The sequence below is a fragment of the Nonomuraea sp. NPDC059023 genome, from assembly GCF_042740095.1.
Taxonomy (GTDB): domain Bacteria; phylum Actinomycetota; class Actinomycetes; order Streptosporangiales; family Streptosporangiaceae; genus Nonomuraea.
The window spans coordinates 87635-112937 of sequence record NZ_JBHYIO010000002.1; the positions used below are offsets into that span (position 1 = coordinate 87635).

The 25303-nt window shown below is 71.8% G+C and carries 18 protein-coding genes; 5 read left to right on the forward strand and 13 right to left on the reverse strand.

Features of this window, described 5'->3' with window-relative positions:
- Positions 1–8 precede the first annotated feature (8 nt).
- The 5 genes from ACFWYW_RS03835 to ACFWYW_RS03855 all read right to left on the reverse strand — a co-directional run bounded on the left by ACFWYW_RS03835 (position 9) and on the right by ACFWYW_RS03855 (position 9690).
- Positions 9–2180 carry a hypothetical protein gene (locus ACFWYW_RS03835; RefSeq protein WP_379609518.1) on the reverse strand — a complete coding sequence of 724 codons (2172 nt, stop codon included), beginning with the start codon at positions 2178–2180 and terminating at the stop codon, positions 9–11.
- Positions 2177–4324 carry a hypothetical protein gene (locus ACFWYW_RS03840; RefSeq protein WP_379609519.1) on the reverse strand — a complete coding sequence of 716 codons (2148 nt, stop codon included), beginning with the start codon at positions 4322–4324 and terminating at the stop codon, positions 2177–2179. Before ACFWYW_RS03840 ends, ACFWYW_RS03835 begins: the two co-directional genes overlap by 4 nt.
- A gap of 11 nt (positions 4325–4335) precedes the next feature.
- A complete protein-coding gene (locus tag ACFWYW_RS03845; protein ID WP_379609520.1) occupies positions 4336–6390 on the reverse strand; it encodes a hypothetical protein in 2055 nt (684 codons plus the stop codon).
- Between the two features lie 8 nt (positions 6391–6398).
- The gene (locus ACFWYW_RS03850) at positions 6399–8408 is read right to left on the reverse strand and encodes a hypothetical protein (RefSeq protein ID WP_379609521.1); all 2010 of its coding nucleotides are present in this window, start codon (positions 8406–8408) and stop codon (positions 6399–6401) included.
- A 388-nt stretch (positions 8409–8796) separates the two neighbouring features.
- Positions 8797–9690: a carbohydrate kinase family protein gene (locus tag ACFWYW_RS03855; protein ID WP_379609522.1), complete on the reverse strand. Its 894-nt coding sequence runs from the start codon at positions 9688–9690 to the stop codon at positions 8797–8799.
- Positions 9691–9846: 156 nt separating this feature from the next.
- On the opposite strand from ACFWYW_RS03855, the gene ACFWYW_RS03860 reads away from it, so the two are divergent.
- The 4 genes from ACFWYW_RS03860 (at position 9847) to ACFWYW_RS03875 (ending at position 15772) form a co-directional block, all read left to right on the forward strand.
- Positions 9847–12570 carry a GNAT family N-acetyltransferase gene (locus tag ACFWYW_RS03860; protein ID WP_379609523.1) on the forward strand — a complete coding sequence of 908 codons (2724 nt, stop codon included), beginning with the start codon at positions 9847–9849 and terminating at the stop codon, positions 12568–12570.
- Positions 12571–12943: 373 nt separating this feature from the next.
- Positions 12944–13534 (forward strand): DUF5998 family protein, encoded by a 591-nt coding sequence (locus ACFWYW_RS03865; protein WP_379609524.1) that lies wholly within the window; start codon positions 12944–12946, stop codon positions 13532–13534.
- 298 nt (positions 13535–13832) lie between these two features.
- Positions 13833–14960 (forward strand): alkaline phosphatase family protein, encoded by a 1128-nt coding sequence (locus ACFWYW_RS03870; protein WP_379609525.1) that lies wholly within the window; start codon positions 13833–13835, stop codon positions 14958–14960.
- Positions 14957–15772: a sulfurtransferase gene (locus ACFWYW_RS03875; protein ID WP_379609526.1), complete on the forward strand. Its 816-nt coding sequence runs from the start codon at positions 14957–14959 to the stop codon at positions 15770–15772. Before ACFWYW_RS03870 ends, ACFWYW_RS03875 begins: the two co-directional genes overlap by 4 nt.
- A gap of 104 nt (positions 15773–15876) precedes the next feature.
- On the opposite strand, the gene ACFWYW_RS03880 is transcribed toward ACFWYW_RS03875, so the two are convergent.
- From ACFWYW_RS03880 to ACFWYW_RS03895, 4 genes are all read right to left on the reverse strand, one after another.
- Positions 15877–18591: a CHAT domain-containing protein gene (locus tag ACFWYW_RS03880; RefSeq protein WP_379609527.1), complete on the reverse strand. Its 2715-nt coding sequence runs from the start codon at positions 18589–18591 to the stop codon at positions 15877–15879.
- 107 nt (positions 18592–18698) lie between these two features.
- Positions 18699–19145, reverse strand: a complete 447-nt coding sequence (locus ACFWYW_RS03885; protein WP_379609528.1) for a hypothetical protein — start codon at positions 19143–19145, stop codon at positions 18699–18701.
- Entirely contained in the window at positions 19142–19675 is a 534-nt protein-coding gene (locus ACFWYW_RS03890; protein ID WP_379609529.1) for an RNA polymerase sigma factor, read from the reverse strand. The genes ACFWYW_RS03885 and ACFWYW_RS03890 overlap by 4 nt, the downstream gene beginning before the upstream one ends.
- An 82-nt stretch (positions 19676–19757) precedes the next feature.
- Positions 19758–20762 (reverse strand): S8 family serine peptidase, encoded by a 1005-nt coding sequence (locus ACFWYW_RS03895; protein WP_379609530.1) that lies wholly within the window; start codon positions 20760–20762, stop codon positions 19758–19760.
- 175 nt (positions 20763–20937) lie between these two features.
- On the opposite strand from ACFWYW_RS03895, the gene ACFWYW_RS03900 reads away from it, so the two are divergent.
- A complete protein-coding gene (locus tag ACFWYW_RS03900) occupies positions 20938–21432 on the forward strand; it encodes a DUF3145 domain-containing protein (RefSeq protein ID WP_379609531.1) in 495 nt (164 codons plus the stop codon).
- Here the strand turns inward: ACFWYW_RS03900 and ACFWYW_RS03905 are convergent.
- The 4 genes from ACFWYW_RS03905 to ACFWYW_RS03920 are packed head-to-tail and all read right to left on the reverse strand — an operon-like array spanning position 21429 to position 25292.
- Positions 21429–22316 (reverse strand): DUF1731 domain-containing protein, encoded by an 888-nt coding sequence (locus tag ACFWYW_RS03905; RefSeq protein WP_379609532.1) that lies wholly within the window; start codon positions 22314–22316, stop codon positions 21429–21431. The two genes, ACFWYW_RS03900 and ACFWYW_RS03905, sit on opposite strands and share 4 nt — an antisense overlap.
- 33 nt (positions 22317–22349) lie before the next feature.
- Positions 22350–23774 (reverse strand): acyl-CoA carboxylase subunit beta, encoded by a 1425-nt coding sequence (locus tag ACFWYW_RS03910; RefSeq protein ID WP_379609533.1) that lies wholly within the window; start codon positions 23772–23774, stop codon positions 22350–22352.
- 10 nt (positions 23775–23784) lie between these two features.
- Complete coding sequence (fabF, locus tag ACFWYW_RS03915) at positions 23785–25017, reverse strand: beta-ketoacyl-ACP synthase II (protein ID WP_379609534.1); 1233 nt, start codon at positions 25015–25017, stop codon at positions 23785–23787.
- Positions 25018–25055: 38 nt separating this feature from the next.
- The gene (locus ACFWYW_RS03920) at positions 25056–25292 is read right to left on the reverse strand and encodes an acyl carrier protein (RefSeq protein WP_184974352.1); all 237 of its coding nucleotides are present in this window, start codon (positions 25290–25292) and stop codon (positions 25056–25058) included.
- Positions 25293–25303: the final 11 nt, after the last annotated feature.

A 25303-nucleotide genomic window follows, 5' to 3' on the forward strand; every position in this document is an offset into this window, starting at 1 on the left:
CTCCCCGGTCAGACGACGACGGCGTCGGTGTCGTGCACCTGCCAGTCGCGCGTGGACTTGAGCCCGTTGGTGAAGAAGCGCTCGACCCTGAGCTCGTAGAAGTCGTCCGCCTGGGTGGTGAACTCGTAGTCGAAAACGGCGCTGGCGCCACCCGACTCGAAGGTGAACGCGTCGGAGAACCCGCCGGGCGTCCTGGCCGCCACCTCGATCCGCTTGAGGCCGTCGAAGTCGCCGGGCGCCCGCACCGCGATCGCCCGCTGCCCGCGCGGGCCGACGAAGATCTGGGAACGCAGGGTGCTGGACCGCGGCGCCTTGACCACGCTCCCGTCGCGCATCAGCATCGTGACCCGGTAGGCGACCCGCTCGACCGTCACGTCCAGGCGGTCGGCGACGAACTGCCGCGGCTGCTGCCCCTGCACCAGTTCGATCGAGTCGCCGATCCGGATGCCGTTGGTCGGGTCCTCGTACGACAGGTCGACGAAGGCCCGTTCCACCCGCGTCCAGTCCAGGACGGGCGTCAGCGTCACCCGCAGCCGGGCGGGGAACGGGTCGGGCACGTCGATGAGCGGCTGCGTGACCGGCGCGAGCGGCGTGACCCGGTCGCGGTTGTCGGCGGCCCGGTAGGTGATCCGCGCCATGACCGGCCCGGCGGGCTCGCCGACCAGGAACCGTTCCCAGGTGTCCGACGGGTGGCCCTGCGTGAGCTGCACGACGTCGTGCTGGCGGATGCCGTGGCCCGGGTCGTCGTAGCGCAGCTCCACCTGCACCAGCGGGTAGCGTTCCCACGGGAACGACGCGCGGGTCAGCACCGGGATCTGCTCCTGGGCGAACAGCGCCCGCGGCTGGATCGGCGCGGTCTCGCCGGTGACCTGCGTCGTCTCCGACTCCAGCCGGTGCGGCCGCTCGCCGGTCGGGTCGGGGTGGAGGTCCACGGCGAAGCGCAGGGCGACCGGTTCGATCAGCTTGCCGTCCTCGACGTGGGAGAGCCACTCGACCGTGTCCTCCTGACGGGCCTGGTCGAGGTGGACGCTCTTGACCTCGCCCCGGTAGGTGAGGAAGGCCGTCATCGAGCGCACCGGGTCCTTGGCGAAGTCGGCGTGCGAGATGACCTTGACCCGGCGCCGCTGGAACCACGGATGGTCGGCGTTGATCACCTTGACGTGCTTGGTCCTGTCCACGCCGCCGCTCTCGCGGAACAACCCGCTCAGGTGCCCCTGCGGGTAGATCGTGCGGCGGACCGTGGAGCGTTCGGACAGGTTCACGTCCAGGCGCTTACGGTCGATCCTGGTGAAGTGGGTCTTCTTGTAGGTGAACACGCCCAGCGGGGTGCTGCGCGCGGGGGAGAACGAGCGGACCACCTCACGGGCCCGGTCCCAGCCGTCGGGCGGCTCGCGCAGCGGGTCCAGCGAGCTCTCGAAGAACGCGTCGGTGATCATGTCGCGGGCGCGGGCCGCGGCGGCGTCCCTGCGGGCGGCGAAGGTGCCGGACTCGGTGTCCTCGGGGACCGTGGTGTCGACCTCGAAGACGATCGCCCGCTGCTCCTCCAGCTTCTCCATGACGTCCTGGATCTGGACGGAGGTGAACAGGCCCTCCTGGCCGAACGACTCGTCGAGGATCTCCTGGGCCCGGCTCCAGTCGATGCTCAGCCGTACGTGGTAGGCGGGGCGAAGGGCCAGGTAGTCGAGCTGGTAGACGACGCCGATGGGCGACAGCGCGAGCTCCATGGCCTGGTCGAGCAGTTCCACGCCGCGCGCGTCGAGTTCGACGGAGAAGGCGGCGTTGTTGTCGCCGAACAGGGACGGCTTGCCGCCGTGCCGGATGGCCTTGACGAAGGTCCCGCCGCTCCCGCCGCTCTGCTGGCCGAACAGCATGAGCGTGACGCCGCCGTCGAAGACCGGCAGCGGCGCCAGGTTCGGCTCGTCGGCCAGCCCGGCCAGCCGCTTGACCTCCGCGCGTACCTGCGCGAACTGCTGGGGGCCCAGGCCGAGGTGCACGTCGAAGTCGGCGAAGCCGCCCGTCCCCGAGGTGGAGAAGAACTTCAGCAGGCTGAACGCCGGCACGCCGCCCTCCATCCGGAAGGAGGGCGACAGCGGCAGGTAGTAGAACTGGCGCGGGTCGGAGTGGTCCCGCATCACGGTGACACCGTCGATCATGAAGTACGGCGGAGCCTCGATGATCATGGCAGTTCCACGACCAGCTTCTCGTCGTCCACCGGCTCCTGTGACCGGTCCGTGACCGAGTCGCCGTTCTCCATGAAGAACTTCGCGAACCAGCGGTACTCCTTCTTCTCCCCGTCGGGCAGCGCCAGTTCCCAGGTCCGCTCGGTGGCCTCGCCCTTGCGGAAGACGAACGTCTCGCTCTCCGCCCCGTGGGTCAGCTCCACCGTGGCGAGCTTGACCGTGGTCCAGTCGATGAGGTCGGGCAGCACGGTGACGCTCAGGATGTTGGCCTGCTCGCCGACCACCAGCGTCCGCTCGGTCAGCTCCTTCGGGCCCGGGTCGGAGACGCGACTGTCGCGGAAGGTGGTGATCGCCCGGTAGGTCAGCTTGCCCTTCGCCTCGTCGATGACGGGGAAGCTGACGTTGACGCCCCGGTTGCCCTTGTCGATGATCACCGACGGGGTCTGCTGGAAGTCGTTGCCCGTCTCGGTGTAGTCGAAGTCGATGAAGATCGTGTCGATGGAACGCTCGAAGTCGCCCCTGCTGCGTACCTGGATGGTCTTGTTGGCCGAGAACGGGTCGTCCACGATGAACGTCTTGTCGGTCAGCCCGGCGAGCTCACGCACGAACTCCCTGCCGTCCTTCATGAAGTACTTCAGCGACCCGCCATACGGCTGCGCGGGCTGCAGCAGCACCGCCTTGACGCTCTGCTTGGTGAAGTTCTTGTCGATCTGGAACGTCTTGGCCGGCCGGTCGCCCGGTGCGATCTCCGGGTGCCGCAGCGTCAGGACGGCCTTGGTGACCTGGTCGAAGTTCATGTCGCCGATCTCGACGTCGACCATCCAGAGACCGAGGTCATCAATGTTGATCTTGAGGTCGTCACCCTCGTGGTCGATGAGCGGGCTGGTGAACGTACGGCTCTCGCCCTTGTAGTTGACGACGTAGCGGTACTTGAACTTCTTCGGCTGCCCGTCGAGGAACGCGTCGAACTTGCCCACGTCGTCGGCCTTCTTGAACGTGAACGTCCTGACCCCGTGCTTGGCGGTGTGCGGCGGGAAGTCGACGGTCACGTCCACGCTGAAGATCGGCAGCACCTCGAACTCGGCGTTGACCTGGATGGTGAGGTTGAGCTGGCGCAGGAACGGATGGTCGGCGTCCACCTTCTGGGAGAAGTCCTCGAACTTCAGCCCCATCTCGGTGATCGACTTGACGTTGGCCTGCGGACCCTTGGTCACGGTCGTGACCTGCTTCTCCCTGAACTGGATGAACACGTCCGACGACTTGTTGACCATGACGCTGCGCTTGATGTTCTCGAAGTCGGCGTCGCGGACCTTGGAGAAGTCGCGGTTCTCGGGCGGGATGGCCTCGATGAGGTTGCGCTTGATGGCGTCGTCGAGGTGCTGGGTCATCAGCCCTCTGACCGTGTTGAGCACCGGGTGGTCGCTCGGCAGCACGCCGGGGTCGATGTCCACGACGCGCGACTCGGAGTTGATGAAGATCTCGTCGACGCTCTCGGTGAAGTCGTCCTCGGACCAGAAGTTCTCCTCGAAGTCGACCTGCTGGACGAAGCTGTAGAACTTGCTGGCCGTCCAGTGGCCCGTGGCCCGCACCTCGGGCAGCCGCGCGGCGAACGACAGGTCGTAGGTGACCCGCACGCCGCCGGCGCCGGCGGTCTTCATCGCTGCCTCGAAGATCGACGCGCCGAACTCGGTCAGCTCGGCCGAGATGGCCACGATGTTGTTGCCGTACATGGACGGCTTGCCGGCGTGGTTGACGCGCTGCACGAGGTTGCCGGACCCGCCCAGCATGTCCACGGTGACGCTGCCCGCGGTGAACTCGGGCTTGCTCAGGACGATCGCCTTCGGGTCCACCGGCTGGGCGCCCGGTCCGCGTTCCTGCGTGACCTTCTCGGCCAGAAGGACCGCGAGCGCGGCCGTCTGGGTCTCGTTGAGCGCCAGCTCGATGTCCATGAACACCAGCGCCGCGCCGTTGCCCCCGTTGGGCAGGGGCTTGAGCGTCCGGTAGATCAGGTATTTGAAGACCGGCCTGCCGTTCTCCATCCGCATCGTCGGATCTTCCGGCAGGACGTAGAACTTCAGCGGGTTGTCGCTGTCGCGGTAGACGGTGGCGTCGGGGGTCTGGATGGATTCGAGCAACAAGAGCATGAGCTTTCTCCCTACTTGATGAGATCCGCGAGATCGCGGCTCTGGACGCGGACGATGTCCGACTCGATCAGCTCGGCGACCAGGCGCGCCCGCCCCGCCGTCCCCGACAACGCCGCCTTCACGGCCTCCGCCCGCGAAGGGCCGAGCACGGCCGACAGCGCGGTCCGCCAGGGCGGCGACCCCGAACTGCCGCCGGTGGCCACGTCCTGCCAGATGCCGTCCTCCTTCACCTGCAGCGCCACGCGCGGCACCTCGACCGGCAGCGCGCGGACCTGCCCGGCCCGCCCGGCCAGTGCGCCCAGCAGCGCCGCCTTCGCCGGCTCGGGCAGGTCGATCCGGCTGGTGAGCTGCAGGAACGCCGTCTCGCCCGCCACCAGGAGGCTGGGCTCGCGGTCGAGGAACGGCCCCGGCGGCACATAGACCCACACGCTCGGATCCCGCGGATCGGGCACCAGCTCGACGCCGTCCACCACGACCGGGGCGGCCTGGTCCACGGTGATGACCGGCCCGTCCACCGGCTCCGACCACGGCCCCGGCGCCACCCGCCACCGCATGCCCGGCCGGAACGGCGAGTCCGCCGTCCACCCGATCTCCGCCTCCGGCCGGGCCACGCTCAGCGGGACCCGCCGCACCTCCGTCTCCGCCTCGGGCGCCCATTCGACGGTGACCGGCGGACGCAGAGCCACCAGCCGCGCCCGGTGCCCGCCGAACCCCGGCAGCACCGCCGGGTCCAGGTCGAGCCGCTGCCGGTCGTCCACCGGCAGTTCCAGCACCCGGCCCCGCCCCAGTGGCCGGATGACCAGCCTGGCCACCGGGTCGCCGGGCAGGTCGGGCACCGCCACCGTGGGCGTGCCCGGTGCGAGCCGCCCCGCCGTACGGCCGGACTGCCTGATCACGTCCACCGTCGCCAGCGCCAGCAGCGCGTCGGAGGCCAGCACCACGCGCAGCGGCAGCGGGAAGTCGTCGCGGTCCAGCACGATGTGCCGCCGGTCGAAGGGCCGCCACGGCCCTTCGGCCTCCTCGCCCGTGGACATCAGCGCCCGCAGCCGCGCCTCGCCCGCCGGCAGCTCACCGGCCGCGAGCGTCAGCGTCAAGGTTCCGGTACGGCCGGCGCCATCCAGAGCCAGGCTGCCGGAGACCGCGTGCGGACGCTTGGGCGGCGCGGGGGGTAACCGCACGTCCCCCAGGAGCGTGGGCAGGTCGGTGACCGGCTCCGGCAGGTTGGCGGAGACGTGGACCGGCACCTGCCCGGTTGGCAGCCCGGGCAGGGTGATCAGCCGCACGTGCCGGTCCAGCGAGCCGCCCGCCACCTCACGCGCGGCGGCGAACGGGTCGAAGGACAGCACCCGGTGGGCGATCACTGCGGCCGGCTCGGCCAGGTCGAGGCGCACCGAGCCGTGGGCCACCTCGGCGGGCGCGCGCAGGACCAGGTCAAGGCCGGCGCCGGGGGCGGGCACGGCCACCAGCGGCGCCGCGCGCAGCGCCAGCGCCTCGGCGGCGTCCGGGCCGGCGCCGAGCAGATCGGCCAGCGCCAGGACCAGCGCGGAACGCGTGACCCGGGCGCCGCTCCCCAGGCGGGTGGCCAGGCGGGCGGCCAGGTCACGAGGGTCGAACACGGTCTGGAACGCCGCCCTCGGGGCCACGGCCCGCACGGCCAGCCGTACCGCGGCCTCGATCGGGAGGGTGGTGTCCTCGACCAGGCGCGCGATCACCTGCGCCGCCTCCGGCGTCAGCGCGATGGCCAGCCGCGCGCCCAGGAGCTGGTCGGCGGCCAGCACCGCGGGCGGCGAGATCGGCCCGAGCACGACCGAGAGCTCCAGCACGCTCTCGCGCACCTCGGCGGGCACCCCCGGCGTGGACGACAGGGCGGTGAAGGCGAGCTCCAGCAGCCCGGACGGCGGGAAGGTCAGGGAACGTTCCAACGACACCAGCAGTTCGGGCACGTCGTCGCGGCGGGCCAGTTCCAGGCGGTCGGGCACCGAGACGACCAGGCCCTCCCTGCCGAACGCCGCGAACCCGGAGCCGGCGGGGGCGCCCAGGTCGGGCAGCCCTTGCAGCACGCTCATCGCTCCTCCTACGCGTTCGGACGGGTCTTGATCGGCGGCAGGATCGTCGCGTCGGTCTCGCGCACCGGGCTGACGCCGACCAGGCCGGACTGCCAGATGGTCTCGGTCCTGTAGCGCAGCGGCGGGATCGGGGCGCCGGTCAGCAGCGAGCTCACCGGCACGTGAACGAGCGTCGTGGCCTTCAGCTCCGTCTCGCTGAGCTGCACCGACCCCTGCGCGCCCACGATCGAGACCACGAACAGCGCCACCCGGTCACCCGAGGGGTCGCCGAACATCGCCGGCACCGCCACCACGCTCACCTCCCGGCTCAGGCGCGGCTTGGCGCTGTCGTCGAAGACCGCCTTCCAGACCGCCTCCTTGTCCACCTGCACCGCCACGCCCGACTGGTCGAGCACGATCGTGTACGCGCCGGTGTCCGGCAGCGGCTCGGCCGGGACCAGCGCGATCTCCAGCTCCTCGCCGGGCGCCAGCAGCTTGCCCGCCGGCCCGCCCTCGACGGTCAGCGGCACCCGGCGGCCGGCGGCGACGGCCACGGCCTTCAGCCGGTCCACGCGGACCGGGCTCTCGATCGCGTTCACCAGCCGGGCGGTGACGCGGTTGGGCAGGGCGGTCAGCGGCACCAGCTCCAGGACGTCGCCGGCGGTGTCGCCCAGGCGCAGCTCCAGTTCCACGTCCTCGGGCTGGCCGCCGCCCGCGCCCACTCTGACCTCGCCGTTCATGACGTTCAGCGAGGCGCCGAAGAAGGCCGCGTGCACGAGCCTGAAGTCATCGAGCGTGAACGTCTCGGCGTGGGTGACGCCCTGCTCCAGCCCCACCTGAGCCTTCGGCCGCTCGGTCAGCCCGGACGGCGCCGCCCCGTCCTGCGGCAGCGCCAGGCGCAGCATCGGCTGGGCGTCGGGCAGGATCTCCATCCGGACCGGCGCGGTCGAACCCATCCGCCCGGCCTCCTCGGCCAGCACCGGCTCGGCCGCGGCCAGCCGTTCGGTCGAGACGACCGGCCTGGCCATGAACTCGACCGTGACCCGCACGTCCTCCTCCCGCGCGGCGCTGGTCGCCCGGATGTTCAGCGCCGGCCGGCGTCCGGCCCCGGGCAGCCGGCCCAGCAGGAACCGGTCGGGCAGGAAGTAGAAGTGCTCGGGCCTGGCCGGGTCCTGCCAGAACGAATGCCCCCGGCCCTCGTGCTGAACGCGTAACCGGCGCATCCCCTGCACGCCGGTCGGGGTGGTGCCGCCGCCGAGCCGTACACGCTGGGCGTCCGACAACAGCAGCGGGCTCGGCCCGGCCACGCACTCCAGCAGCAGCGCCACCTCGCGGTAGGTCTGGGGCGGCGGCGGCTCGATCAGCAACATCGGGTTGGGCACCGCGACCGTGATGCCGCGTTTGACCACGACCGTCGCGCGGGCCTCCAGCGAGCTCATCGCCGCCAGCAGCTGCTGCCGCAGGCCGGGGCCGGTCAGCGGCAGCTCGGCCGAGACCACGGTGCCGGTGTCGTCCAGGCCGGTCGCGGGGAAGTCCACCTCGACCACCACGGAGCCGCCGGTCAGCTCGGGCACCCGGTAGCGCAGCGAGACCGACAGCTCGTGCGGCAGCTCGCCCAGCCCCGTCGGAACCTGCACGGCCACCACGACCAGCGTCGGCGTGCCCGCGCGGTCCACGATCAGGATGCGCGGCTCCTCCCCGTCGAAGGCGAGGTCGTAGCGGGGCAGGACCAGGATGGTGGAGCCGTCGGCACTCTCGTAGCGGGTGTCGTCGGAGGGGGTGTCGGTGGGCGAGACCGGGATGGTCAGCTGGTGGCGTTCGGTCCCGGAGGGGGGTTGGAGCGGCGGGAACCCGCGCGGATTGATAGGCCAGAACTCCGGCCACTCGGGGATGACCGGGTCCGGCCACACGAGCGGCAACCGCCGATCGAGGCCGGGAAAACGACGCAGCGGAGGGCCTACGGGATCAAGCCAGTCGAAACGCCGCGCCCTCGGGATCCGGAAGCGGTCCTGGGCACGCGAGAATTCAGCCGCTGTCATGCCGCCGATCCTCCGCCGCACCCCACCTCTCCGCCTGAGTAGGGGGTACTCAGCCGAGTGCTCTTTCCGTGCGCTGGTCTTTTACGGGCGGTCTATCCGTTACGGCAAGCCGCCCCACCCCCACCCGCCGTCAGGCGTGGCCGCCCTTCCAGGGTGACGCTCCTCCGCCTCACCGCTGACCCGCCGCGACGCGCGCACGCTCACCCCCTGGGCGGTCCCACCGATACCGGACCCACCGGGTTGTTCTTCCCGGCGCTGGAGCTGCGGTGGACCTCTGGCGTGCCTGTGCGGTCCCGTCTCCCATGGAGATCGACGCCCCGTGCCTCGTCAAGCAGACCCAGGGCCTACGGAGCCCCCGCAGGCCAGACAGCCACCGACCTGCCCGGCTCTAAAGGCGGGGGCGGGCGCCCAGGTGGACTATGGCCTTGGCGGCCAGGCGGTTGCCTGCGGCCAACGCCTCGGCCGGGGGTTTGCCGGCCAGCCACGGCGGCAGGAAGCCGGCCGTGAAGGCGTCGCCGGCGCCGGTGCCGTCCACGATGCGGTCGACGGGTTCGGCGGCGGCGCGGACCGGGTCGGGGCGGCCGTTGGTGTACCAGAGGGAGCCGTCCGCGTTGAGCTTGATCACGACCTGCGGGAACCACGCGGTGAGCACCTTGACGGCGGCCTCGGGGTCGTCGCGTCCGGTCAGCACCTTGGCCTGGTCGGCGTTGGCGAACAGGAGCTTGGCTCCGTTCGTCCACTCCAGGAACGGCTCGGCCCCGGTGCGCTCGAGCGGCGCCGAGGAGGAGCAGTCGATCGAGATCGTCATGCCGCCGCGCCGTGCCATGTCCAGCGCGGCCAGACCGGCGTCGCGGGAACCCTCGTTGATCAGCGTGTAGCCGGACAGATGGAGATGGCTACCGCCGCTGAACAGGTCACGCGGCAGGTCCTCCGGCGACAGGGCGGCGTTGGCCCCGGGGTCGGAGAGCATGGTCCGCTCGCCCTTGTGGGTGACGAGAACCACACAGGTGCCCGTCGGCCGCTCGGGATCCATGACGAGCCGGGCGTCCACGCCGTAGCCCATCAGCTCCATGTCGCGGTTGCGGCCGGTGATGTCGGCGCCCCTGCGGCCGATGAAGGCCACCTCGGCACCCTCCACGGCCAGCCAGGAGGCGATGTTCGCCCCCGATCCGCCGCCGTGCATCGTCACGATCGCGGGTGTGTCGCTGGCTCTGGCGAGCGCATAACGGGCGCGCGCCACCGCGTCGGTCATGAGATCGCCCACCACGACGACCCGCGTCATGAGGCCACCACCTTGCGTCTTCTCGCTATGCCTGCCGCCGCAAAACTAACAGCTCTCGGCCTGCCCGTGGGCGGAGACCGGACACAGGTGCCCAGTCGATGCACAAGCGTTGCCCAACGGTCTTGGCATCTGGGATGCAGGTCTACGCTCGGGACTGTGGATGCACAGTATCCGGCCCACTGGGAGGCCGACGTCGTGCTGGCCGATGGCGGCACCGCGCACGTGCGTCCGATCCGCCCGGCCGACGCCGACCGGCTTCTCTCCTTTTACTCGCGGCTGTCCGACGAATCCATCTACTTCCGCTTCTTCGGCCCGCGTCCGAAGCTGTCGGACAAGGAAGTGGCCTGGTTCACCAACGTCGACTACACCAACCGGGTCGCCCTGATCGCCACGATCGGCACGGAGATGGTGGCGGTCATCCGTTACGACCGGGTCAGCGCCACCGAGGGCGAGGTGGCCTTCCTCGTCGAGGACGCCCACCAGGGCCGCGGCGTCGCCTCCGTGCTGCTCGAACACCTGGCGGCCACCGCCCATGAGAACGGCATCGAGACGTTCATCGCCGACGTCCTGCCCGCCAACATGAAGATGATGGGCGTGCTGCGCCAGGCCGGCTACACCGCGCAGAGCCGCTTCGCCGACGGCGTGGTTCGCATGACGCTCGACCTCGCCCCCACCGAGACCTCCGCCGAGGTGACCGCCGCCCGCGAGCACCGTGCCGAGGCGCGTTCCATCGAACGCCTGCTCACGCCCGGTTCCGTCGCGGTCATCGGCGCCTCGCGGGAACCCGGCGGCGTCGGCCAGACCGTCCTGCGCAACCTGCTGGCCGCCGACTTCACCGGCCCGGTCTACCCGGTGCACCGTGAGGTGCGGGCGGTGGCGGGCGTGCGCGCGTACCCCAGTGTGGGCGCCATCGACGGCGAGGTGGATCTGGCGGTCGTGGCCGTGCCCGCGGAAAGTGTTCTCGACGTGGTGAAGGAGTGCGCGGAGAAGGGTGTGCACGGCCTGGTCGTGGTCTCCTCCGGCTTCGGCGAGACCGGTGCGGGCGGACGGGCCAGACAGGACGAACTCGCCAGCATCGCCCGCTCCTACGGCCTGCGCGTCGTCGGCCCCAACTGCCTCGGCATCGCCAACACCGACCCCGCCACCCGCCTGAACGCCACCCTCGCCGCCACCCTGCCCGGCCGCGGCCGGGTCGGCTTCTTCAGCCAGTCGGGCGCGCTCGGCACCGCGTTGCTCCAGCGGGTCGCCCAGCGCGGGATGGGCATCTCGTCGTTCGTGTCGGCCGGCAACCGGGCCGACGTCTCCGGCAACGACCTCCTGCAGTACTGGGAGGAGGACGAGGCCAGCGAGGTCATCCTCCTCTACCTCGAATCCCTCGGTAATCCGCGCAAGTTCACCCGCCTGGCCAGGCGCATCGCCCGCCGTAAGCCCATCGTGGCGGTGAAGAGCGGCGGCACCCCCGTCGGCCACTCCGCGCGGGCCCTGCGCCTGCCGGACTCCGCGATCAGCTCGCTGTTCGCCCAGGCCGGGCTCATCCGCGTCGACGACCTCATCCAGCTCTTCGACGTGGGACAGCTCCTGGCCCACCAGCCGCTGCCCGCGGGCCCCCGCGTCGGCCTGGTCACCAACTCCGACGCGATGGGCCTGCTCGCCGTCCACGCCAGCGCCGACGCCGGCCTGGAGCCCCGCCCGCCCGTCAACCTCGGCGCCACCGCGGGCCCCTCCGAGTTCGGTACGGCTCTCGCCGACGTGCTGGCCGCCGACGAGGTGGACGCGGCCGTGGTCATCTACATGCCACCGATCCCCGGTGACACCGCCGGAGTGGCCGCCGAACTGCTGAAGGTCTCCCGGGACACCGGCAAGCCCGTGCTGGCCACGTTCGAGGGTCATCTGGGCATGCACCCGGATCTCCGCGTGGGCCACACCCCGGCACGAGGCTCGATCCCGTCATACGCGGCGCCCGAGGAGGCGGTCAGGGCCCTGGCCCACGTGGTCCGGTACTCGGCCTGGCTGGCGCATCCCGCGGGCACACCCCCCGAACTCCCCGACCTGAACCCGGAGGCCGCCCACACCCTCGTCACCCACCACCTCGACCTGCCTCCCGCGGAGACACGCGGTCCTGAAGTCGGGGCTGGGGGATCGGCGGCCGTCGGTGCTGAGGCGGCCGAGGGGTTCGCGTCAGGCGGTCTCCCGGGGCGGGAGGCCGGGGCGGGGCCGGTCGAGATCGATGCCGCCGAGTTGCTGGCCTGCTACGGGATCACGGTGTGGCCGGCGCCGATCGTGCGCTCGCTCGACGAGGCGGCGGAGGCGGCCGAACTGCTCGGGTGGCCCGTGGTGGTCAAGGTGACCGGAGCGGAGGCGGCCAGGCGGGCCGGGACCGTACGGCTCGGGCTCGGCGGGCCCGACACCGTCCGGGCCGCCTACACCGAGCTGGCCGGGCAGTACGGCGATGGCGTCGAGCTGGCGGTGCAGCGGATGGTGCCGCAGCCCGCCGTACCCACCGTGGTGGGCGTGGCGGAGGACCCGGCGTTCGGCCCGGTCGTCTCGTTCGGCCTGGGCGACGTGACCGCCCGGCTGCTGGAGGACGAGGGGTTCCGGCTGGCACCGCTGACGGCGGAGGACGCGGCGGGACTGATCCGGTCGGTCCGCGCGGCGCCGCTGCTGTTCGGCGAGTACGGCTACCCGCCGGTGGCGGTGGAAGCCCTGGAAGACCTGCTGGTACGTGTGGGGCGCCTGGCCCACGACCTTCCGGAGGTCGCCCGGCTGGACCTGGACCAGGTGCTGGTGGGGGAGAGCGAGGTCATCGTCCTGGGCGCCAGGGCCGTGCTCAAAACCCCACCCGGCCCCCGCCAAGACGGCGGCCCCCGCCGCCTGACCTGACTCCGCCCGCCCTCACCCCCGTCCAGCCTGACCTCCGCTGGCTGCGTCGCCCTCTGCCTCGGCTGACTGTGGGCTGCTGCAAGATCGGGTGGTTCCGGCGCTGTCGGCTGGTTATGGGGCGCGCGTTGCGGTGGTGCGCTTGCGCGGCCTGCCTGCCGTGACCCTGGAATGTCCCCGGCCATGGTCGGCGGGTGGGGGTGGGCGTGGCCGGCCGTAACGGAAAGGCCGGCTTGAGCGAAACGGCGGCGAGCACCACCGCAATGGTGTCGATGGCCGCAAGAGAGGAATGGGCGCGGAAAGGAGGAACAGGGCGGGGTATAAGGTGGTCTGTCCGGTGGGTGAGAGCATTGCCGAGCCCTGGCAGGATGGACCCATGAGGGAAACCCGAGTCTCAGCCGCGGGTCTGCGTGAGGCGATCGAGCGCAGCGGCTACTACCCCGACCTCGTCACGGATGCGGTCGAATCCGCGCTGGGCAAGGAGGCCGTGACGGCCTATGTGGTCCATCACGAGGCCACGTTCGACCCCGCCATGGAGGTGCGCAGGCACGTCACCGTGCTGGTGCTGTCCGCCTCGCGCCTGCTCGTCTGTCACACCGACGAGCATCCGGCCGTCGAAGGCGTCTCGGCCTCGCACGCCTCGACCACCACCGAGGCGGTACGCCTGAGCCGCGTACAGTCCGTCGCCGTGACCAGGGTGGTCCCCGACCCGGCGACCTACGTCCCCGGCGTGCCGCCGACCGAGGTCACGCTGACCATCGGCTGGGGCGCCATCTCCCACGTCGACCTCGAACCCGCCACCTGCGGCGACGAGAACTGCGACGCCGACCACGGCTACACGGGCGCGATCACCGCCGACGACCTCTCCCTGCGCGTCAGCGAGGCCGCCGACGGGCCCGAGGCGGTGTCCCACGTCCTGGCGTTCGCCAAGACACTGTCCGAAGCGACGGCGCGCGCTTCCTCGTAGTCGCGCCCTCTGGGGATCTTCTCTGTTACGGCGGCGCCGGCTTGCCCCACCCGCCGCGATGGCGCGCGCCCTTCACAGCCGGTAGTGAACGCCCGAGACATCCCGCCGTGACGACTCCGCCCTTGCCCACCTAAGGCTGAAAAGCCCGCACCGGGCGGCGCCGGGCCGGGCACAACCTTCACCGGGTCACCTACGGGCTCTTGGGGGTTTCTGACGTGACCGGGTTCGGGGTGGTTTATGGGATTTGCCTGAGCCGTAGGGATATGCCCTGGTTTGTGGGTGTTATTAGGATCTGGTCATGAGTCTGGACGCTGTTCCGCTGGTGCCCGGTTATGGTGGGTCGTCGTTGCCGGATCTGCCGCGTTCCCTGATGGCCGCGCTCGGAGTGGGAGACGGCAACGTGCTCGGGCTGGAACCCGCCCGCAGCGTCTGTCTGTTCCTCGTCGACGGCCTGGGCGCCGAACTGCTGGCCGCCCATCCCGAGACCGCGCCGTTCCTGTCCGGCGCCACGAAAAGGGTGCTGACCGCCGGGTTCCCGTCCACCACGGTCACGAGCCTCTGCTCCCTCGGCACCGGCCTGCCCCCGGGCGAACACGGCATGCTCGGCCTCATGCTCGCCGTGCCCGGCGCCGGACACCTGTTCAACTGCCTGCGCTGGACCCTGCCCGACAAGCAGGTCATGGACCCCCTCACCTGGCAGCCCGCGGAGACCGTCTACCAGAGCGCCGCCGCCGCGGGCGTGACCTGCAGCTATGTGGCGCCCGCCATGTACGAGGGGACCGGCCTGACCGAGGCCGTCTACCGCGGCATCCGCTACCTCGGCGCCGACACCGTCGACCAGAGGGTCGAGGCCGCCGCCGCCGCCCTGGCCGAGCCGCGTGCCCACGTCACCGTCTACTACGGCGACCTCGACGCCATGGGCCACCTCACCGGCTGGGGCACCCCCGAATGGCTCGACCAGCTCGCCATCGTCGACCGCCTGGCAGAACGCCTGGCCGCCGCCCTGCCTCCCGGCGGCGTGCTGTACGTGACCGCCGACCACGGCATGGTCAACGCCCGCGACAAGATCGAGGCCGACCAGACGCCCGACCTGTGCGCGGGTGTCGCGATGCTGGGCGGGGAGGCGAGGGCGCGACACGTGTACGCGGAACCGGGTGCGGCGCACGCCGTCCTCGAGGCCTGGCGTGAGACCCTTGCCGGGCGGGCATGGGTGGTGTCCAGGCAGGAGGCCGTCGATGCCGGTTGGTTCGGGCCGAAGGTGAAGGCGGAGTGGATCGAACGCATCGGTGACGTGGTGGCCGTGCCGTACACCGACCTGGCGATCGTCAACACCGCCCACAAGCTGGAGGCGGCCTTCACGGGCTACCACGGCTCGATGACCACCGCCGAACAACTCATACCACTTCTGGAGGTAAGCAGCAGATGAGCCCGCTCATCACCCCGGCCGAGCTGGCCGAGCTAGGCGATGCCGTGACCTTGCTGGACGTACGCGGCGGGATCAGCGGGCCGCCCGGCATCGACCGCTACCGCGAGGGTCATCTGCCCGGAGCGCTCTTCTGCGACCTCGACGCCGACCTGGCCGCCGCGCCCGGCGCAGGGGGAAGGCATCCGCTGCCGTCCGCCGAGCACTTCCAGAGCGCGATGCGCCGCCTGGGCGTCACCCGGGGCAAGACCGTGGTCGTGTACGACGACGCCGGCTCCACGATCGCCGCCCGCGCCTGGTGGAACCTGCGCTACTTCGGCCACGACCAGGTCAAGGTCCTGGACGGCGGCCTGCCCGCCTGGGACGCCCTCGGCCTGCCGATCGTCAAGGACGAACCCACCGCCTCGCCCGGCGACTTCACCGCCGTGCCGGGCGGCATGCCCGTCCTCACCGCCGACGAGGCCGCGTCCCTGGCGAACACCGGTGTCCTGCTGGACGCCCGATCCGCCGAGCGCTACCGCGGCGAAGTGGAGCCCGTCGACCCGGTCGCCGGCCACATCCCCGGCGCCGTCAGCGCCCCCACCACCGACAACGTCACCGCCGACGGCCGCTTCCTGGCCGCCTCAGACCTGGACGCCCGCTTCACCGCCCTGGGCGTGACCGACGGCACCCCGGTCGGCGCGTATTGCGGCTCCGGCGTCACAGCGGCCCACGAGGTACTGGCCCTGAACCTGGCCGGCTACCCGGCGGCCCTCTACGTCGGCTCCTGGTCCAACTGGGTAGCCAACCCCACCCACCCCATAGCCACCGCCTAACCCACCACCCCAACTACCCGGTCAGCCTCCGGCGGGAGGGGCCTGGGGTGCGTCGTCCGGCGGTCACACGCGGCGGGGCGCCGTCTGGTGGGTCGCGGGGGTGGTTAGGTGGTTAGGGGGCGGTCGCCGGCGCCGAAGCAGGCGAAGGCGGTTACGCCGGTCTTCGCGGTCGCCTCGGCCAGGGCTCTGGCCGGGGCGTGGCCGGCGGCCAGGAGTTCGTGGAAGCAGGTCATCACGGCCAACGCCTCCTCGTCCCGCACCGGCACCATCCCGGCGATGACGCACGCCGTACCCTGGGCGAGAAAGGTGCCCGCCAGCCCCAGCGGCGCGCCTTCGCAGGGGGCGCGGGCCATTCCGGCGTCGCACGACGACAGGATCACCAGGCGCGGCGGGTGTTCCAGGCCGAGCAGGTCATAGGCCATCAGCGGGCCGTCGGTCAGGGTGATGCTCGACAGCAGCGGGCTGCGTGCCTGGAAGACGCCGTGCGCGGCCACGTGGAAGACGTCCACCTCGGCGAGCGCCCGCAGCACGGGGGCGATCCGGGCTTCGATCTCGTGTCCGCCGGGGTGACACGTCAGCACCTGCCGTACCTCTTCGGGGGCCTCGTTCAGGTCGGGGCCGGCGGTCGCGGCCACGACGGGTGCCGCGCGGCCGGGGCGCGGCGCGGTGCGGGCCCGCAGCCACGCCAGTGCGGCGGCCGTGACGGTCACGGACCGGCCACGCAGGTACGGCAGCGCCGACCAGGGCAGCGTGTAAAGCGGCCCGGAAGGGACGACGACCAGCGGCCGGTCCCCGATCCAGCCGGCCAGCGGGTGGAACATCATCCGTTCCACCTCCTGCCCGCACGTCACCACATCGCCCCCGGCCCCAGGACAGTCGCCCAGCGCCGCCCGCCGCATGGCGTACCGGAGGCGCACCACCGCCTCACCCAGCGAGGACACCTCCGCCAGCCGCCGCATCCGCACCTGTTCCGCGGTCACCACGACGGCGAGCAACGCCCCTTGGTCGACGACGTACTCCACCAGCGCGGCCCCGCCCAGGTTCTCCTGAACGCCCCGTAGCCACCCCTCCGCCTCGTCCCCCCGTTCCACCCCGCTTTCGGCGCCGGCCATCCACGCCCGCGCCTCGAAACCCCCGCCGGGCGGGCGGCCCGCGCCGGTGTTCGGGCCGCTCTGCGACGCTCGCCGAGCGACCCCGCCTCCGGCCTCGGTCCCCGACAGCCCCGGCTCCTCAGCCCCGCCCGGCACCTGCCCGGTGACGGCCCGCCAGTGCTCGCTCCACTCGAACACCTCCTCGGCCCGTCCACCCCGCACGGCCAGCGTCAGCCCGTACGCCGCCAGCCGCTCCCCGGCCCGAGCCGCGTGCGCCCGCAGCGCCGGATCGTCCAGCGACTCCACCTGCCCGCCCACCTCGGCCAGCCCGTCCCGCACCGCACGGAAGGCCCCCGCCGAGTCCTCCTGCAACGCCGCCTCCAGCGCCAGCGCATGCTGCCGGATGAGCGGCGGAGTCGGCGAAGGCTGCGCCAGATGGGCCGCCTGCGCCTTGGACGCCAGCGGAATCCCCTCCGAGGGCTGTACCCGCCGGCATTGCGCGGTGAGGTAGCCAAGCTGCTCGGACGCCGTCGGATGATCGTCGATCGACAACGCGGCCTCCGCCGCCGCCAGCCGCAGCGCCGCCGCGGCCACGGCACAGGCGGGACCGAACTCCAGCGCTTCGGCGCACTCGGCCAGCTCCCGCACCAGCGCGGGCGTGACGGGCCCGAGCGCCAGCCCGGCGCGTAGCTCCACCTCCCTGGCCAGCGGCAGCCACGACTCGCGGTCCTGCGCGGCGAGCTCGGCCGCGGCCCGCGCGGCGACCTCGGCGGCGCGCTGCGGGTCGCCGGTGAGGAGTTCGACCTGCGCCAGCTTCAGCCGCGCCTCCGCCAGCGCGGCGTGCGCGCCGGAAGCCTCCAGCTCGGGTACGGCGAGGCTCAGCAACGCCCGAGCCTCCCCGGGCAGGTGCGCGGCCAGCAGTGCCCCGGCGAAGTCGGCCCGCATCGTGGCCAGGCGCTCCGGGTACCCGAACAGCGTGTCCTCGGCCGCCCGGTAGTGGGCGAAGGCGGCTGCCAGGTCGCCGCGCCGTACCGCGAGGAAGGGCAGGTTGGCGGCGGCCAGACGCGTGAGGTGGGCCAGCCCGGCGGCGCGGGAGATCTCCAGGCAGGCGGTGATGTCCTGGGTGGCGCGGTGCCAGTCGCCGCGGTAGGCGCGCACGAGGCCGCGGTTGAGCAGGCCACCGGCCAGGAACCGGCGGTCGTCGACGGTGCCGGGGGCGGTGGCGAGCGTCTCCAGGGAACGGTCGCAGGCGGCGATGGCCTCCTGGTAACGGCCCAGGTGGGCTAAGGCGACGGCCCGCTGCGTGTCGAGCTTGGCGCGGTCGAGCGGGCACAGGTACGCCCAGGCGAGGGCGGCGACGCGCAGCGCCTGCAGGGGATGGCCGCGTTCGGTGCGCACGGTGACGAGGGAGAGCCTGGCCTGGGCCACGCGTCGCGGCGGGGCCGCCGGCGTGGCGATGGCCTTGCGCAGGTGGCGTTCGGCGGCCTGCAGGTCGCCCAGTTCGCGGGCGGCCAGGCCCATGGCGCGCAGAGCCACCACGGCCGCCTCGACGGCGCCGGTGTGCTCGGCCGCGACCAGCACGAGGCGGCCCGCGGCGAGCGCCTGCTCGGGGTCGACCACGGATCTGGACACGGCGGCCTCGGCCGCCGCGAGGATGGTGGGCGCCGCGTCCGGGCGCGCCGGTTGGAGGTCTGAGGTGATCGGGGAGTCTGCCTGCTCAGCGGTCATGCCTTGGCCCGGGTGAAGTGCTGAGATAGGTCGAGATGGAGGTGAGGTGGCGCGCTGTGGGACGGCGGTGGCTCCGCCGCCCCGGTACTACAGCGCTATCTCTCAGGTCATGGCCGGATACGCAGCCACCTGGTCGCCACGGGCGCCTTGCCCGGACGATGGCAGACGACGTTGAACCAGCCGGGGGGCATTCCCGTGACGGCGAACTGCCCCGTTCCGGCCAGTCGCCGGCTCATGGTCATGTGCGGAGTTCGTACATCGACATGACTGCCTTCGCCCGGATACGGCAGGATTTGCCCTGCCACATCGATGAGCCCGTCGTTCACAGTGAGCTCCAGGTCGAAGGTGACGTCGTCGGTGGCGAACCGTACTGTTGTCGGACCTGCCACCCCCCGCACGGTCCGCATGGCGACGCACTCGATGGATGCGGCGGTCACCACATGTGGGATCCGAAGCGAGTATGCCTCGCTCGCGGCTGCGGATACGTGATTGGGAACTGGGTCGTTCCCTGCGGCGAGCCTTATCGCCGCCAGGAGGTAGTCGTCGTTACTCAATGCACCGTCTCCTCGTATGAGATCAGGGTGCGCAGTTTTCTTAGGCAGCGTTCTCGACTAGGTCCAATGCTGCCTAACGGAAGCCCGAGCCGTACGGCTGACTGCTGATTGCCGACGCGGTGCGCCATCAGAGTCAGGAGCGTCCGGCAGGGCTCGTTGAGTGAGGAGATGGCCTGCCACAGCAGGCGGTGGGCATCGGCTTCCAGGATGGCCGCCGCCGGATCTGAATCCTCCGCGAGGTCAAGGGGGAGCGGGAGAAGCTCCCTGCGGAGGACGCGCAGCGCTTCGCGCCTGGCCGTGGTAGTCAGCCAGGCACCCAGTCCGGCGGGATTACGGATGGTGTGAAGGTGTTCGACAAGGCGCAGCCAGGCACCCTGGACGGCATCCGCCGCATCGGCGTCGTCGAGCCCGCAGGCGCGGACGACCGACCACATGCGCGGAGTGAACCTGGCCACGAGTTCGTCCCAGGCCATCCGGTCGCCGTCGGCCGCTGCTGCCAGCAATTCCGCTACCGCGCGCGGGTCGCCCATACGGCCTCCTTCCGCCCGGATGCTGCGTCACGAAGAACCCTCACATTGCCCTTCGTGTTGACCTGGGGACTGAGCGTAAACTCTACAGACTCGCGGGAACCACGACTCCCAGATCCGGAATTTGCCGGTCCCCGGCCAAGATCTGACCCGCCGCCTCCTTGGCCGGCGCCTCCCGCGCCAGCGCGGCCACGGCTCCGGCCACCAGCGCCGTGGCGAACGAGGTGCCGCTCCATGTGGCATATCCCTCGAAACCCGGATAGCTGCTCGCCAGCCACTCGCCCCTGGCGCAGGCGTCCACCCAGGATCCGTGGGCGGAGAACGGCGAGCGGTGCTCCTCCCCGGCGTCCAGGGCGCCCACGCCGATCACCGACGGCAGCGCCGCCGGCCAGAAGGGACGGTCGCAGGCGGTGTTGCCGGCACAGGCGACCGCCACCGCGCCGGGCAGCGCGCCCAGCGCGTCGGCGAGCATCGGCGGCGGCTGGTCGTCGAAGGTGTGGCCGCCGAAGGACAGGTTCAGGACCCCCACGGGCCGCGGCGCGGAGCGCAGCCGGTGCAGGGCCCGCACGATGCCCGCCTCGTCGCCGAGCCCGTCGCCGTCCAGCACCCGGCGGACCTTGAGCGTCACGCCGGGCGCGCGGCGCACCAGAAGCCCGGCGATGAACGTCCCGTGGCCCGCCTGGTTGCCCGTGGTCGCGTCGGCGGCCTCCTGGCCCAGCTCGCCGTACCACTCGCTGCGCGACCACCACGGGTGCGGCGCCACGCCCGTGTCCAGCAGCCCGACCACGACGGGAGAGCGCTCCTTGCCCGGCCTGAACGGCACCGGCGCGGTGGGGAACGGCCGCGAGGCCGGTCCGCCGAAGAAAAGCGGCTGCCCCGCGAAGACGTGGTTGGGCGAGGCCCGGTGTCCCCGCCCGCGCAGGTCCAGGGCCAGCTCGCACGGATCCACCCCCGGCGTCAACCGCAGGGTGCACACGCCGTCGGCCTCCGCCACGGCCTGGGTCCAGCGGCCCGCCGCCGATGTCGCGCTGCGGTCGACAAGGAGCTGACCTGGCCGGATGAGGGCCTGCCCGGCAGATTGCATGTCCATGATCGGGTATCTTTCCGCGCCGGGAGCGGTGTCACGTGCCACCGCCGCAACAACTTGGTATGGCCCCCCTCTGGTGTCGGATTGCGACCGACGGTAGTCTCTCCCTAGTCACTTGTGATCATCCTGGGACGAGGCCGTTGGGGAAGGCGCACCTCGTACCGAAACGGGAGGTCCGGTGTCTGCTCGTGGCGTGCTGTACGTCCACTCGGCTCAGCCTGCGCTGTGCCCGCACATTGAATGGGCGGTCGCGGGTATCCTTGGCGTGCCCGTAGACCTGACGTGGACGCCGCAAACCGCCGCGCCCAACGCCGTCCGCGCGCAGGCGGAGTGGGAAGGCCATCCGGGCTTCGCCGCGGCCATCGCCTCCTCACTCATGGGCTGGCAGCGGATCCGCTTCGAGTGCACCGAGGACGCCTCGCCCGGCATCGACGGCTCCCGACATGCCTACACGCCGACCCTCGGCGCCTTCACGGCGGTCATCGGCGCCTCCGGCGACATCATGATCCCGGAGGACCGGCTGCGGGCGGCGATGATGAAGTCCGCACAGGGCCGTACCGTCCTGGAGGACGAACTCGACCTCCTGCTCGGGCGGCCGTGGGACGAGGAACTGGAGCCGTTCCGCTACGCGGGCGACGGCGCCCCGGTCCGCTGGCTCCACGCCGCCGTCTAGGACGGCCGGAGGAGGTCGCCGATCGCCTCTTCCAGCTCCGGATGCCGGAACCGGAATCCCACCTCGGTCAGTCGCGCCGGTACGCAGCGCCGCCCGGTCAGCGCGAGGGCCGGGTCCGTACGGAGTACGCGGGCGCCGAGCCGCACCATCGGCTCGGGAGTGGGCGGCGCCGGAGGGCGTCGTAGGACGCGGCGGAAGGCGGCCATCATCTCGGCGTTGCGCACCGGCCGCGGGCTGGTGGCGTGGACCACTCCCGACAGCGCCGGGTCTTCCGCCGCCCGCCGTACGATCTCCAGAAAGTCCGCGGCGTGCAGCCAGCTCACCCACTGCCGGCCGCTGCCCACGCGCCCGCCGAGCCCCCAGCGCACCAGGCCGGTCAGCCGGTCGAGCGCCGGGGTGTCGCGGTCGAAGACCACCGCGGTCCGCAGGATCACCTGCCGCCCGCACGGCGCCCCCCGAGCCGCGGCCTCCCAGGCCTTGGCGACCCCGGCCATCTGCGGCGGTCCATCAGCGGGCGGCGACAGTTCGGTCAGCTCGCTCTCCCCGCCCTCGCCGTAGATCGCGAGCGTGCTGAGCTGCAGCCACACGGCGGGCGGTCCACCGGCCGCGGCCCGCGCGAGGGCGCGCGTCGGCTCCACGCGGGAACGGGTCAGCAACTCCACGTTGGCCGGGGTGGGCGGGCGGTCCACCAGTTCGCCCGCCAGGTTGATCAGGACCGACCCGCTCAGCTCGGCCGCGAGGTCCCCGTCCCACCCCACCATCCGGAACGGCCAGCCGCGCCGGGGCCGCCGGGTCACGACGACCACGTCATGACCACGAGCGACCAGATCCACCGACAGGCTCCGCCCCAGGGCGCCGGTACCCCCGGCCAGGACATACTTCACGAATCGAGTATCCAGGACGCCGGACGGCTCCCCCTACAGCGGGATGTTCCCGTGGGCGCCGCGCGCCGGAGTGGCCTGGGCGAGGAGCTTGGCGATGGCGCCGCGTGTCTCCTCCGGCTTGATGACCTCGTCGATCACGCCCAGGTCCTGGGCACGCTCAAGGCCGCCCGCGAGCTTCTTGTGCTCCTCGGCCAGCCGCAGCTCCAGCTCCGGCCGCTCCTCCTCCGGCACGGCGGCCAGTTCCCGGCGCTTGAGCACGCGGATGGCGGCCACCGGGCCCATCACGGCGATCTCGGTGGTCGGCCAGGCGAAGACCTTGGTGGCGCCCAGGGCGCGGGAGTTCATGGCGATGTAGGCCCCGCCGTACGCCTTGCGGGTCACCAGCGTCACACGCGGGACGGAGGCTTCGGCGAAGGCGTGCAGGAGCTTGGCGCCGCGGCGGACCACGCCGTCGTGCTCCTGGCCGACGCCGGGCAGGTAGCCGGGGACGTCCACGAGGACGACCAGCGGCACCCCGAAAGCATCACACATGCGGACGAATCGGGCGGCTTTTTCGGCAGAGGTGGCGTCGAGGCAGCCGCCCAGCCGCAGCGGGTTGTTCGCGATCACGCCGACCGTGCGGCCGCCCAGGCGGCCCAGCGAGGTGACCACGTTCGGCGCCCACTTGGGGTGCAGCTCCACGCCCTGCTCGTCCAGCAGGCCGTTGACCAGCGGCTTGACGTCGTAGGCGCGGCGGGGGGACTCCGGCAGCAGCGTGCTGAAGTCGACCTCCTCCACACCCGGCAGGCGCACCCGGCCCTGGTGGCCGAGCAGGGAGGCCAGCTCGCGGGCCTTCACGTACGCCTCGGTCTCGGTCTTGGTGACGACGTGCACGACGCCGCTGCGCTTGCTGTGGGGCTCGGGGCCGCCCAGCGCGGCGGCGTCGACGTCCTCGCCGGTGACGCTGCGGACGACGTCGGGGCCGGTCACGAAGATCCGGCCCTGGTCGGCCAGGATGACGATGTCGGTCAGCGCGGGCCCGTAGGCCGCGCCGCCGGCGGCGGCGCCGACCACGACGGAGATCTGCGGGACGACGCCGGAGGCCTTGGTCATCGCGAAGAAGACCCGGCCGACGGCGTGCAGCGACTCGACGCCTTCGGCGAGTCGCGCACCACCGGAGTGCCAGATCCCGAGGACCGGCACCCGTTCACGGACGGCCACGTCGTAGGCGTGCACGATGTGCTCGCAGCCTTCGCTGCCCATCGCGCCGCCCTGGAAGCGGGCGTCACTGCAGAACGCGACGACGGGGACACCCTCGACGCGGCCCATGGCGGCCAGAACGCCGCTCTTGTCCTGAGGAGTGATCAACCGCAGCGAACCCTCGTCGAGCAGCGCGGTGAGACGGACGAAGGGGTCGCGCGGATCAGCGGGGTCCGAATCGGAGCCATGCGTCACCACCCGGTTGTCCAGCACGGTCATCGAGAACTCCTCAGTGCGAAGCGAACACGACGGTCACGTTGTGGCCGCCGAAGCCGAACGAGTTGTTCACCGCGGCGATGTCGCCGTCGGGCAGCGCGCGGTTCTGGCCGTAGACGAGGTCCACTTCGATGCCGTCGTCGACGTCGGAGAGGTTGATGGTGGCCGGCACGATCCGGTCGCGCATGGCCTTGATCGTGAAGACGGACTCGATGCCGCCCGCGCCGCCGAGCAGGTGACCCGTCATCGACTTGGTCGAGGTCACCAGCGGGTGGGTGCCGATCGCCTTGGCGATGGCCACCACCTCGCCCACGTCGCCCGCGGGCGTCGAGGTGGCGTGCGCGTTGACGTGCCTGACGTCCAGGCCGCTCACGCCCGCGTCGCTCATGGCCTGGGTCATCGCCTGGATGATGCCGCGGCCGTCGGGCTCGGGCTGGGTGATGTGGTGGGCGTCGGCGGAGTAGCCGACGCCGGCGGCGTAGGCGTAGACGCGCGCGCCGCGGGCGCGGGCGTGCTCCTCCGACTCCAGGACCACGATGCCGGCGCCCTCGCCGAGCACGAAACCGTCACGCGCGCGGTCCCAGGGGCGCGAGGCGCCCTGCGGGTCGTCGTTGCGCGTGGACATCGCGCGGGCGGCGGCGAACGCGGCGATGTTGAGCCCGTGGATCGCGGCCTCGGTGCCGCCGGCGACCACGACGTCGGCGCGGCCGGAGCGGATCATGTCCATCGCGTAACCGATGGCCTCGGCGCCCGAGGCGCAGGCCGACACCGTCGCGTGCACGCCGGCCTGGGCCTTGAGGTCGAGGCCGATCCACGCGGCGGGGCCGTTGGGCATGAGCATCGGCACGGTGAAGGGCGAAAGGCGGTTCCAGCCCTTCTCCTTCCACGTGTCGTAGGCGGACAGGGTGGTGCTGATGCCGCCGATGCCGCTGGAGACCACGACGCCGAGCCGCTCGGGAGCGATCTCGGGCGCGCCCGCGTCCTGCCACGCCTCACGCGCGGCGACGAGCGCGAACTGCTCGCTGCGGTCGAGCCGCCGGGCCTCGGGCCTGGGCAGGACCTCGGCCGGGTCGACCGCCGCCTTGCCCGCGAACTTCACGGGGACGTGGTCGACCCAGTCCTCGGTGAGAGTCTCCACACCAGACTGACCGGCGAGGAGCGCCGACCAGGTCGAGGTGACGTCTCCACCGACGGGCGTGGTCGCGCCGAGCCCGGTGACGACGACACGTACCCGGTTTGCACTCACGTGTTTACGCTCCTTGTCGATCAGAGGAAGAGGGCGGTTCAGCCCTGGATGTAGGTGAGGACGTCCTTGACCGTCTTCAGGTTCTTGAGCTGGTCGTCGGGGATCTCCACACCGAACTCGTCCTGAGCGGCCACGGCGATCTCGACCATGGACAGGGAGTCGATGTCGAGGTCGTCCACGAAGTTCTTCTCGGGAGTCACGTCCGAGGCCGGAATGCCGGTGATCTCGTTGATGATCTTGCCGAGGCCTTCGAGGATCTCCTGCTCGGTCGCCATGTCGCTAATTC

What these genes read in the sequence shown, in the direction of transcription:
- ACFWYW_RS03835 (WP_379609518.1), bottom strand. Translation starts at nt 2,180, where the DNA reads ATGATCATCGAGGCTCCGCCGTACTTCATGATCGACGGTGTCACCGTG.
- ACFWYW_RS03840 (WP_379609519.1), bottom strand. Translation starts at nt 4,324, where the DNA reads ATGCTCTTGTTGCTCGAATCCATCCAGACCCCCGACGCCACCGTCTAC.
- ACFWYW_RS03845 (WP_379609520.1), bottom strand. Translation starts at nt 6,390, where the DNA reads ATGAGCGTGCTGCAAGGGCTGCCCGACCTGGGCGCCCCCGCCGGCTCC.
- ACFWYW_RS03850 (WP_379609521.1), bottom strand. Translation starts at nt 8,408, where the DNA reads ATGACAGCGGCTGAATTCTCGCGTGCCCAGGACCGCTTCCGGATCCCG.
- ACFWYW_RS03855 (WP_379609522.1), bottom strand. Translation starts at nt 9,690, where the DNA reads ATGACGCGGGTCGTCGTGGTGGGCGATCTCATGACCGACGCGGTGGCG.
- ACFWYW_RS03865 (WP_379609524.1), top strand. Translation starts at nt 12,944, where the DNA reads ATGAGGGAAACCCGAGTCTCAGCCGCGGGTCTGCGTGAGGCGATCGAG.
- ACFWYW_RS03870 (WP_379609525.1), top strand. Translation starts at nt 13,833, where the DNA reads ATGAGTCTGGACGCTGTTCCGCTGGTGCCCGGTTATGGTGGGTCGTCG.
- ACFWYW_RS03875 (WP_379609526.1), top strand. Translation starts at nt 14,957, where the DNA reads ATGAGCCCGCTCATCACCCCGGCCGAGCTGGCCGAGCTAGGCGATGCC.
- ACFWYW_RS03880 (WP_379609527.1), bottom strand. Translation starts at nt 18,591, where the DNA reads ATGACCGCTGAGCAGGCAGACTCCCCGATCACCTCAGACCTCCAACCG.
- ACFWYW_RS03890 (WP_379609529.1), bottom strand. Translation starts at nt 19,675, where the DNA reads ATGGGCGACCCGCGCGCGGTAGCGGAATTGCTGGCAGCAGCGGCCGAC.
- ACFWYW_RS03895 (WP_379609530.1), bottom strand. Translation starts at nt 20,762, where the DNA reads ATGGACATGCAATCTGCCGGGCAGGCCCTCATCCGGCCAGGTCAGCTC.
- ACFWYW_RS03910 (WP_379609533.1), bottom strand. Translation starts at nt 23,774, where the DNA reads ATGACCGTGCTGGACAACCGGGTGGTGACGCATGGCTCCGATTCGGAC.
- ACFWYW_RS03920 (WP_184974352.1), bottom strand. Translation starts at nt 25,292, where the DNA reads ATGGCGACCGAGCAGGAGATCCTCGAAGGCCTCGGCAAGATCATCAAC.